This is a genomic window from Microbacterium sp. CFH 31415 (genome assembly GCF_022538185.1).
GTDB lineage: Bacteria > Actinomycetota > Actinomycetes > Actinomycetales > Microbacteriaceae > Microbacterium.
The window spans coordinates 159,937-170,220 of sequence record NZ_JAKYXC010000016.1 but is presented as its reverse complement, the minus strand read 5'-3'; the positions used below and the strand labels follow the sequence as shown (position 1 = coordinate 170,220).

General features: G+C 71.6%; 9 protein-coding genes. All 9 read right to left on the bottom strand.

From position 1 onward, the window contains the following. Position 1: 1 nt before the first annotated feature. On the bottom strand, positions 2-289 hold the full coding sequence (locus MK786_RS14950; protein ID WP_169580731.1) for a WXG100 family type VII secretion target: 288 nt from the start codon (positions 287-289) through the stop codon (positions 2-4). A gap of 103 nt (positions 290-392) precedes the next feature. Then, positions 393-1,007, bottom strand: coding sequence for a hypothetical protein (locus MK786_RS14945; RefSeq protein WP_241113029.1), 615 nt, complete (start codon positions 1,005-1,007; stop codon positions 393-395). Continuing rightward, a complete protein-coding gene (locus MK786_RS14940) occupies positions 1,004-1,594 on the bottom strand; it encodes a hypothetical protein (protein WP_241113028.1) in 591 nt (196 codons plus the stop codon). Before MK786_RS14940 ends, MK786_RS14945 begins: the two co-directional genes overlap by 4 nt. Then, a complete protein-coding gene (locus tag MK786_RS14935) occupies positions 1,591-2,301 on the bottom strand; it encodes a hypothetical protein (RefSeq protein ID WP_241113027.1) in 711 nt (236 codons plus the stop codon). The genes MK786_RS14940 and MK786_RS14935 overlap by 4 nt, the downstream gene beginning before the upstream one ends. After that, positions 2,298-3,650 (bottom strand): hypothetical protein, encoded by a 1,353-nt coding sequence (locus tag MK786_RS14930; RefSeq protein ID WP_241113026.1) that lies wholly within the window; start codon positions 3,648-3,650, stop codon positions 2,298-2,300. Before MK786_RS14930 ends, MK786_RS14935 begins: the two co-directional genes overlap by 4 nt. Positions 3,651-3,657: 7 nt before the next feature. Continuing rightward, on the bottom strand, positions 3,658-3,972 hold the full coding sequence (locus tag MK786_RS14925; RefSeq protein WP_241113025.1) for a hypothetical protein: 315 nt from the start codon (positions 3,970-3,972) through the stop codon (positions 3,658-3,660). Between the two features lie 59 nt (positions 3,973-4,031). After that, complete coding sequence (locus MK786_RS14920; RefSeq protein ID WP_169580731.1) at positions 4,032-4,319, bottom strand: WXG100 family type VII secretion target; 288 nt, start codon at positions 4,317-4,319, stop codon at positions 4,032-4,034. Positions 4,320-4,427: 108 nt separating this feature from the next. Further along, on the bottom strand, positions 4,428-8,915 hold the full coding sequence (locus tag MK786_RS14915) for an FtsK/SpoIIIE domain-containing protein (RefSeq protein ID WP_241113024.1): 4,488 nt from the start codon (positions 8,913-8,915) through the stop codon (positions 4,428-4,430). Then, the gene (locus MK786_RS14910) at positions 8,912-10,261 is read right to left on the bottom strand and encodes an RDD family protein (protein WP_241113023.1); all 1,350 of its coding nucleotides are present in this window, start codon (positions 10,259-10,261) and stop codon (positions 8,912-8,914) included. Before MK786_RS14910 ends, MK786_RS14915 begins: the two co-directional genes overlap by 4 nt. Positions 10,262-10,284: the final 23 nt, after the last annotated feature.

Genomic DNA, 10,284 nt, shown 5'->3' with positions numbered 1-10,284 from the left:
GTCAGTTGCCGGCGAGTGCCTGGTCGGTGTCCTTGATCGCCTGCTGCATCTTGCGCAGCGACTCACCCATGTCGGAGATGCCCTCGATGGCCTTCTCCAGACCCGTGGTCAGCTCGGTGTACCCCTCGCCGAACTTGCCCGACGCGTGCTGCGTCTTGAAGTCATCGCCGAGCAGACGGTCCACATCGCTCTTCAGGCGACGCAGGATGTCGCCGATCTCCTCGCGACCGCTGTCGAGCTTGCCCGACATCGCTTCCATCTCACCGTAAGAAGCCTTGAAATCCGCCATCGTCATTCCCTTCGTCCGTGGACCGGGTCCGGCCCGGTGACTCCACGCTAACCCGGGACCGCCGGAGTGCCCATGGGGACCATTCCCCATGGCGGACGTCGAACTACTGGACCAGACGCCGCACCGCGTCGGTCACGGCGTCGTCGTCCGTCAGCAGCTCGATGCGCTCGAAGAGGTCGATCATCGGCTGCTGCATGACCGCGAGGGTGACGATGTCCTCGTCGACCGCGTTGAGGACGAAGAGGAGATCGGATGCCGCGGCCACGGTGCGGATGCTGCCGGCGACGCCCTGCGCGGCCTCTGGCTCGGCCGCGACGTCGGACAGGCGCACGGTCGCCGCCGCCTGCACGACGGTGCCGAAGCGCTCGGATGCGTGCGACGCGATCTGCGGCGCCGTGGGCGAGTCGATGCCGAGCATCGCGACGTCTTCGAGGTCGACCTCGGCCGGGACCTCGCCGTACACGCTGAGGAACGCCACCCCCATCGCGCGGCCGTCCTCGGGGGCGAACCACAGCACATGGTCGACGTCCTGCGGCCGATCGGAGGCGACGTTGAGGGCGGCGCGCTCGAACGCGGCCCGGCGCTCCGGATCGCCGGGGATCGCGGCGTCCGCGAGCGCGGCGGCCCAGGCCGCGGCATCCGGCCACTCCAGATACGGGAAGGCGGGCGGCACGCCGATCCACTCGCGGTCGTCGAGATCGATGACGTAGTCCGTCATGCCGGCCGGCCCCACTCGAACGTGCCGATGATCCCGTGCCCGAGCGTCTCGAGCGAGCGGTCGGGCTCCTCGCCGCGATCCTCGGCGAGGACGGTGTAGGCGTACAGCAGGTGCAGGGCTCCGGCGTCGTCGGGGCGCGGGATCACATAGTGGAGGGTGACGGATGCCGCGGCATCCTGCCCCTCCAGCTGGTCGGCACGGTCGTACCAGCGGTACCAGCGGGCGCCCGTCGCATCGACCTCTTCCACGGCGGCATCGCCGGCCCGGTCGGCCACCGCCCGCGCGAGGCCCCCGGGCGCGAACCGCACCGGCACGACCGTGAGCGAGGCAGGGAGGACGGAGTCGTCCATCGTGACGACGGGCAGGTGCACGCCGAGCGCGCGTCGCCGGCGGAGCCCCTCGAACATGCGGTGGATGTGCTGGCGGATCGCGAGCGCGACGTCGGCACGCCCGGCGTCGCGGGCACCGCGGGTCGCCAGTTCCGTGAGCTCGCGCTCACTCTCGACGTCGGTGCGGAACTCCCGCCAGCCGGGAGGGAAGAGCATCGAGAAGCCGAGTCCGGGTGCCGGCGCGGTCGGTGTGCTCATGCGGCGCCTCCGGGCTGATCGTCGGCGGCGCGGGAGTGCGGCTCCGACGCCTTCGGGGTGGCGGCGGTCGCGGCGGCCTGGCGGGCGCGCAGGTCGGCGAGGTCGGCCTCGAGGGTGGCGCGCGCCTTCTTGTCGTAGCGCGCCTTGCGCCGCAGCTCGACCTCCTCGAGGAAGAACGCGTCGCGCTCGACAGCGGGCACCGGAGAAGCCGGCAGCGTGACGCGGCGGATGATCAGCACGATCGCGCCGATCAGCGCGAGGGGGGCGCCGAGCCAGTGCCAGCCCATCGTGCGATCGCCGTCGGGGATGCCGCCCGGCTCGGGGTACACCCACGACAGCAGGATCGGCAGGAGGAGGAAGACCGTGAGCGCGTAGACGATCGTGTTGGTCAGCAGCGCCTTGTGCCGTGCGTCGACGACCCGCCACAGCAGCACCGCGGTGAGAAGCGGGGCCAGCGCGACCGGGACGGTCAGCCAGCTGGGCAGCGGGATGAGCGGGAAGGGCACATCGGAGTCCCACGCGGACGTGCCGTCCACGGGGTTCGGGATGCCCGACGCGAGGACGTTGACGATCGTGACGATGATGAACACCGCCGACGCGACGAGGCCGATGCTCATCGGCATCCAGCGCGGGCCGATGCTGCGCTCGCGCGCGGCGTCGGCCTCGTCGCCGATGGCGTAGGCGAAGGGCGAGTGCGGCGAGGTCACGAAACCAGGCTCGCTCGCCAGCCGCTGTAGCGTTCGGAGTTCTGCGTGGCCATGAAGTCGGAGTTTACAATCCACGTGACCGACGACTCGAAGACGGAGGCGGCCTGCGCGAACTGCGACGGCGCGAACGACGCGACCTCGGCGGAGTTGGCCCACGCGACTGCGTCGTCACCCACGCGGGAGCCGTTGCGCAGCAGGAAGTTCGAGAAGCTCGTGACCGGGTTGTGCCCGCCGCGCCACAGGTTCATCACCGGGCGGTCGATGAAGAAGTCGCGCATCGAGAAGCGCGAGAGCAGGGCCGACGACCGCACGCCGGACCGCACGGCGTAGTACGCGTTGCGCGTGCCCGCCCACGCGTTGTTCCCGAGGCCCGCGAGCCGTGAGAACGGTCCGCCCGACATCGGCGCGTAGCCGAAGCGGGGGAAGGTCGACCGCACGGAGGCGCGCATGACGCCGCGACCTGCCGAGAACGTGGCCGAGACGCCCCGCAGCGCGGCGATGCCGCCGCGCGCGCCCGTGATGAGCGGCCGGGCGAACGGGATGACGCCGATGATCGAGAGCGTCAGATCGAGCCAGTTGCCTCTGCCCTTGGCGTACTTGAGCACGTTGATCGCGACCATCACGAGGGCGATCACCGCGCCGATGGCGGCGATGGCCAGCGCGATCGGCCCGGTCACGAAGATCGCGACCACCGCGAGGCCGACCGCGATCCAGCCCAGGACCGGCAGCAGGTCCTCTCCCCACGCGTCGTTGTTGTCGGCCGCGTCGAAGGCGTCCTCGATCCCGTCGACGGCGTCGTCGTAGGCGTCCGACCACGTCGAGAACTTGCGGTCGAACGTGCCCCACAGCGATGCGAGCCTGCTCTCGGCGTTCTCCCGCGCCGTCTCGGCGCTGGTCTGCGCGTCGAGCGCCGCCTGCTTCTGGGAATCCGAGACGTCGTCCTCCCACGGCATCTGATACCGGTGGTCGCGCACGAGCCGATCGGCGTCCGCCTCGTCCGTCCGTGCCGTCACCAGGTCGCGATGGGCGTCCTCGATCTGCGGGATGAGCGGGTGGATCCCGGTCTGCGCCGTGTCGAGCTCGACGGCGTAGGTCTTCAGCACCGCGCCGGTGCGCTCGTACCGCGTCGCGGCCTTCTCGAGGTCGGGATACGTCTCGCCCGCGACCTCCCGGACGGCGTCGACGGACTCGGCGATCTGCCGCGTGCCCTCGCTGATCCGCTTCAGCTGCGTCGCCGTGCGGCGCATGACCGCACCCGCGTCGACGAGATCCTGGCCGTAGCGGCGCACATCGCCGGGGTTGCCCTCCAGGCGGCGCAGCAGATTGTTCTCGGGGGAACGGAGTGTCATCGTGTCCTCACACCGCGTTGTCGGGGGCGGACGACTGCATCGCGGCCGCAGCCTCGGCATCCCAGTTCCGCCACCCGTCGATGACGTCCTGGAGGTGGGTGCGGATCTGGTCGAGGTTGTCCTTCAACTCGCCGCGCGTGTTGTTCCAGTCGTCCTCGAAGTCGTTCGCCTTGCCGTGGAGCGAGCCACGGCCGTCGGGGCGGCCGATGGCCTCGGCGATGCCGTCGGCGACACCGGTCGCGGAGTCGAACTCGTCGATCGACGCGTCGAGCCCGGCGAGGACCTCGTCGAGCTCCTGCATGTTGAGGTAGATGTCTGGCACTTCTTCGCCCTCCGCATGGCGCGGCGGGGCGGCCGGTGGCCGCCGCCGCCGCGAAGTCGTCAGTTGCCGGCGAGTGCCTGGTCGGTGTCCTTGATCGCCTGCTGCATCTTGCGCAGCGACTCACCCATGTCGGAGATGCCCTCGATGGCCTTCTCCAGACCCGTGGTCAGCTCGGTGTACCCCTCGCCGAACTTGCCCGACGCGTGCTGCGTCTTGAAGTCATCGCCGAGCAGACGGTCCACATCGCTCTTCAGGCGACGCAGGATGTCGCCGATCTCCTCGCGACCGCTGTCGAGCTTGCCCGACATCGCTTCCATCTCACCGTAAGAAGCCTTGAAATCCGCCATCGTCATTCCCTTCGAAACCTCGGACCGCTCTGGCCCCACGTCAGGCTAACCGAGCGGGTGAGCGCTTCCCAATGGGGATCATTCCCCATTCGCGGCATCCGCTCGTCCCTACTCCGCGACCAGCGGCAGCTGCACCGTGACGACCTGTCCGTTCTCGACGAAGAGGCCGCGGCCGGCGGGGAACTCGTGCCGCTGCACCTTCGGGAAGGGGATCTTGAACAGCGAGTCGCCGTCGTACGTCTCGGGCCGCAGGGCGATGCCGTGGCGTCCGCCCTTGAGCTCGCCGATCAGGCCGTAGCCGCTGCTCAGCTGCGACACGTCGCCGTCGGCGACGAGGAAGTGGTCGCTGCGGTTGATCGCCTGGAAGAGCTCCTTGAGCGGGCGCTCGGCATCGGTGTCGCCGTACTCGGTGATGTTCTCGACGACGACCGCGATCCGCTTGGAGGTCGACTCGTCGGCAACGACGTCCTTGAGCTCCTTCGCGAGCGCGCGCACGTCCTCGATGGCCGACACCGCCTGCCGCCACGGCCGGTAGTCGCGCAGCGCGGCGCGACGCCCGCCGACGTGGAAGAGCTCGACATCGGGGTCGAAGCGCTCCAGCGACGAGACGATGCCGCGCAGGGCGGTGGTCTTGCCGCTCTGCGGAGGACCCGCGACGACGAACGTGCCGACGGGCTCGAAGCCCTTGGGGCCGAGCGTGTCGTCGCCGATGCCGAGCGCGGGGAACTCCCCCACGCGCGCCGGCAGCTCGGCCACGTCGAGCTCGACCGGGAGCGACCCGATGTTCTTCGCCTCGACGGCGCCCGCCGCCCGCAGCGCCGCGGCGAACGCCTCGGCCGCGGTGTTCTGCTCGGCGACGTTGGTCGTGCCGCCGATGACGGCTACCTGGGTCTCGAGTCCGTCGACGATCGCACGGCCGGGCACGCTGCGCTCGTTGAGGACGTCCTTCGCGACGCCGAGGATCGCGTAGGCGCCCTCGTCGGACATCCGCAGCACGATCCGCTTGGTGACGTTGGCGCTCACCGCGGTGGGAACGGCGCCGTAGCGGTCGGCGGTCGCGACCACGTGCACGCCGAGCGGGCGGCCCTCACCGAGCAGACGCATGAAGATGCCGTAGAACGGCGCGCGGGTCGACGACGTCTCCCAGTCCTGCTTGAAGACGCCGAACCCGTCGAGCAGCAGGATGATGCGGGGCTCTGCGGCGTCGCCGGTGATCTGCCGGTACTCGGTGAGCGTGGCGGCGTTGACGTCGGAGTACCGCTTCGCGCGGTCGTCGAGCACGCCCCGCAGCGTGCGCAGCAGGCGCTGGACGCGCTCGACGTCGTCGCCCGAGACGATCGATCCGACGTGCGGCATGATCTCCATCGAGCGCAGTGCGCCGGTGCCGAAGTCGATGCCGTACACGGCGACACGGCCGAGGTCGGGCCGCGCGCCCGCCGCGATGCCGATCGTACGCAGCGCGGCGCTCTTGCCCGCGCCGCTCGTGCCGTACACGAGCATGTGACCGTCGGTGTCGGGCTGAAAGTAGACCGCCTCCTGCAGCTGCCGCTGCGGGATGTCGGCGAGGCCGATCGGAATGCGCTGGTCGCCCTCGAGCGGCAGATCGCGCAGGTCGATCGTGCCGGCGAGGTCATCGAGCCATGGCCGGCGAGGGGCGGGGATGCCCGCGTCGGCGGCCGCGGCCACGAGGTTCGCGACGAGCCGCTTCTGGTCGTTGGGCCCGAGGTCCTCGTCGTGCGTGTCGGACTCGCTGTCGCCCTCGGCCTCCCACAGGGTGACCGAGCCGAAGCGCAGCTCGGCCACGCGCACCTGGGCGCGATCGGGCTCTTCCGCGGTCCAGCCGCCGGCGTAGCCGGACTGGAACGGCACCAGGCGGCCGGGTCCGGTCTTGGCGATGCCGCGGCCCGGGATCGACGGGTCGAACGTCGAGGCGACCGGGTCGCCCACGACGTCGTTCGAGTCGGCGGCGTCGGCCATCCGCAGCGCGACGCGGAGGTTCGTGTTGGCGCGCAGGTTGTCCTTGATGACGCCCGCCGGGCGCTGCGTCGCCATGATCAGGTGGATGCCGAGCGACCGGCCGCGCTGGGCGATGTCGACGACGCCGTCGACGAACTCCGGCACCTCGGTCGCGAGCGCGGCGAACTCGTCGATGACGAGCACGAGCGCGGGCGGGGTCTCGGGATCCTGGCGCTTCTCGAGCTCGAGGAGGTCCTTCGCCTTCTTGCGGTTGAAGAGGTGCTCGCGGTGGTGCAGCTCGGCGCGCAGGCTGGTGAGCGCGCGGCGCACGAGGTGAGGGCTCAGATCCGTCACGAGGCCGACGGTGTGCGGCAGCTCGACGCAGTCGGCGAACGCCGATCCGCCCTTGTAGTCGACGAAGAGGAACGTCACCCGGTCGGGGCTGTACTCCGCTGCCATGCCGAGCACCCAGGCCTGCAGGAACTCCGACTTGCCGGAGCCGGTGGTGCCGCCGACGAGCGCGTGCGGCCCCTGGGTGCGCAGGTCGAGCGACATCGCGTCGGGGCTCCCCTGCCCGACGTATGCCTTGAGCGTCCCGGCGCGTTTCAGGCGCGGACGCGGGCCGCGCGTGCGGTCGATGACCGAGTTGTTCTGACGCCATCGCTCGACCGCCGCCTGCGGCTCGGCCGCCATGTCGGTGCCGATGAGGCGCAGCAGCGACACGCTGTTCGGCAGGTCCGACGAGTCGGCGGCGACCGAGCTCGAGTCGACGACGGGCGCCAGGCGCTTGGCGAAGATCTCGGCGTACTCGCGCGAGACGCCCTCGATCGCGACGCTCTGCGCGCGATCGCCCGCACGCACCCAGCCGACGGTGGCCTCGTCGAGGCCGTGGCTCACGTCGATGAACGTGCGGCACGACGCGGGGAGCGACTCGACGGTGGGGGCGACGAAGACGGTGTAGACGCCGGCATCCGGTCCTCGCTCGATCACCTGGGTGAGGCGCGGACGGTCGACGGGCGCGTCGTGCGTGACGAACAGCACGAGCGAGACGTCGCCGGCGGCCGACCCGCCGCCGCCGCGCTGCTCGCCGACGTGCTTGCCGAGGGCCATCGAGACCTCGCTCGCGGCGAGGGGCCCGCGATGCGTCGCCGACCCCGACAGACGCTCGAGGATCGCCTCCTCGAGTCCGTTGAGCAGGGCGGTGCCCGCGGACTGGCTGTCGGCGAGCGCCATCTCGGCGAACGGCGAGCGCGGGCTGGTGGTGTGGGGGAGCCACTTCATCCACTCCATGTCGCCGGTCCAGCCCGGGTCGACGATGGCGGCGGTGACCACCTCGTTGGGGGCGTGGAGCCCGAACAGCTGCACTCCGAGGCCGCGCACGACATCGGCTGCGAGCTCGCGGGGTCCCGCGATGCCGATGGCGCCGGCGGATGGCAGCAGCTCGATCACGGGCACGTCGTCGATGTGCGCGAACCGCTCGCGCAGCCTGCGCACCTGCTGCGAGTACTGCGCGATGCCGCGCTGGTCGTTGGCCTCCTGGATGGTGTTGCGGCTGTGCCCCGCGCCGACGCCGAGGCGCAGCCCGAGGAAGTTCCAGTGCTCCGGCCGGCGCGTCCACAGCATCGGCCCGAGCGCCATGGCGTTCTCGTACACGGTCGCCGTCGCCGGCGCCTCGGCCCGCCGGCGCTCGCGCTCGACGATCTCCTCCATCTCGAGCTGCTCCTCGAGTTCGTCGAGCTGCGTCTCGAACGTCTCGATCTCGAGCTGGAGCTTCTTGCCCTGCTGAGTGCGCTGGCCGATGAAGTTGCCGAGCATCATGAGCGGGGCCATCGCGACGATCAGGAGCGAAGTGGGACGCTGCGTGACGGCGAACATCGCGAGGCCGAGCAGCACCGGGGCCATGATCATCGGCCACGGGAAGATGCGCGGGTCGGCTTCGTTGGGGATGATCGGATGCCGGAACTCCTGGCCCGCGTAGCGGTCCTCCACGCGCGGCGAGCGGTTGAACATGAGCGCGCCGCCGCGCTCCAACACGAGGGACGCGTCGGTCTCGACGCGCGGCACGAGCGAGAACGACACCTCGGTGGCGCCGATCGTGATCTTCTGGCCCGGGATGACCCGGACGCGCTGCACGAGTCCCCCGTCGACGATGAGGCCGTTCGCGGAGTTCAGGTCGACGAGCTCGATGGACTGGTCGACCTCGACGCGCGCATGGCGCTTCGAGACGAGCGGGTCGTCCAGGAGGACCTGCGCGGGAGCCACGCGGCCGATCACCGTCGAGCCCGCCGCGAGCGGGATCGTCCGGCCGGCGTCGGGGCCGCTGTGGATGCGCATCACAGCCGCGGTGACCGCGCCGTCGGCACCTGCCCCGTGGACGGCGGGCACGACGGAGGCGTCGAAGCCCGAGCCGATGGGCGCGTCGGCGATCGACGCGGACGGGTCGAGGTGGACGGGGCGACCTGCCGGCGAGGCGACGAGCAGCGTGGGCACGTCGCTCGCATTCACGCCGCCCGGCGCGGCGAGCGCGTCGCCCTCGGCGAGGGCGCGCGCCACATCCTGCACGGTCGCCGTCGAATCGGCGGTCACGAGCACGTCGACGGTGGATCCGACGCCTCGACGCAGACCCAGCTTCAGCTTCACGAATCAGCACCTCTCGGAACGAGCTCGAACGTCCTGCCGCCGATCTGAACGGTCCAGCCCACCGGGACCCGCATGCGCTCGCCCGCCGGAACGTCGACGACGTCCCCACCGGGCGACAGCAGCTGCGTGCCGTTGCGCGAGCCGCGATCGCCGACCCACACCCCCTCGGCGTCCTGCCCGAACGCCGCGTGCGTCTTCGACATGAGTCGCTGCGGGTCGTCGAGCCGCACCACGGCGTCGGCCGTCTCACCCGCGGCGGGCTCGGGGTCGCGGCCGATGAGTCCCAGCACGGGGACGCGCAGCACCGAGCCGTCGTCGAAGCGGATCATGGCCTGCGCCCGGCGCAGCCCGGTGGCGGGCGCAGCGCCCGCCGCCTGCACGACCTCGGCCGGCGTCGGTGCCGGTGCCGGTGCCGGTGCCGGGGTGGCGGGCGGGGTGGCGTGCCCTGCGGCGGCGGGGGCCGCGGCTCCCGCGGCGGGAGGTGCGAAGCTCTGCGCCGCCGGGGCGAAGCCCTGCGCCGTCGGGGCGAAGCCCTGCGCCGTCGGGGCGAAGCCCTGCGCCGTCGGGGCGGCAGGCGGGGAATCCGCTCCGGGCACGCCGTCGATGACGCTGTCGTCGCCCGGCGCGGCGAGCGCCCACTGCGCCCCGGTGCCGCCGGGGCCCACGACGCCCGCGCGCGAGCGTGCGTCGGGGATGCGCAGAGACGACTCCGCCGGGGCACCGCTCGCCATCGACGGCAGCTCCTCGGTGTCGTCGGGCCGACCGCGCAGCGCGCGGCGCGCGTGGCGGAGCGCCTTGGCGTCGAACGGGTCGAGGCCCGCGCGCGCGTCGATGACCCAGCACCCGCCGATGCGGTCCAGGATGCTGCGGCCCCTCCGCTGCGGGTCGGCGAGGCTCGAAGCGAACAGCACGGCGGGGCCGACGACGACCAGCACGAGCGTGCTCGCCGCCAGGACGAGCGCGCGAAGCACCACACGCCAGAAGCCGGGGCGGCCGAGGTCGGTCGCCGAGATCGAGCGCAGCCGCAGCGCGGCCTTGCCGGTCGTGACGCCCCGTCGGCCGTGCAGGATCAGCTGGATCAGCACGAAGAGTCCGGAGAGGAACCAGCCGCCTGCGATGAGCAGCAGCGACAGCAGCGAGGTGTCGCCCAGGGCGCGCATGATCATGCCGGCGATGAGCGGCCCGGCGAGGACCAGCCAGATGACCACGTCGATCGCGAACGCGAGCGAGCGGTAGCCGAGCCCGGCCTGCACGATCCCGAGCATCGCCGCCGTCTCGGGCGCGACAGGGCCGTCGTCGAGGGGCTCGTCCCGCGTGGGGCGGGCGGGAGCGGCAGTGTCGGTCATCGTCATCCTCAGGTCACCGGTCG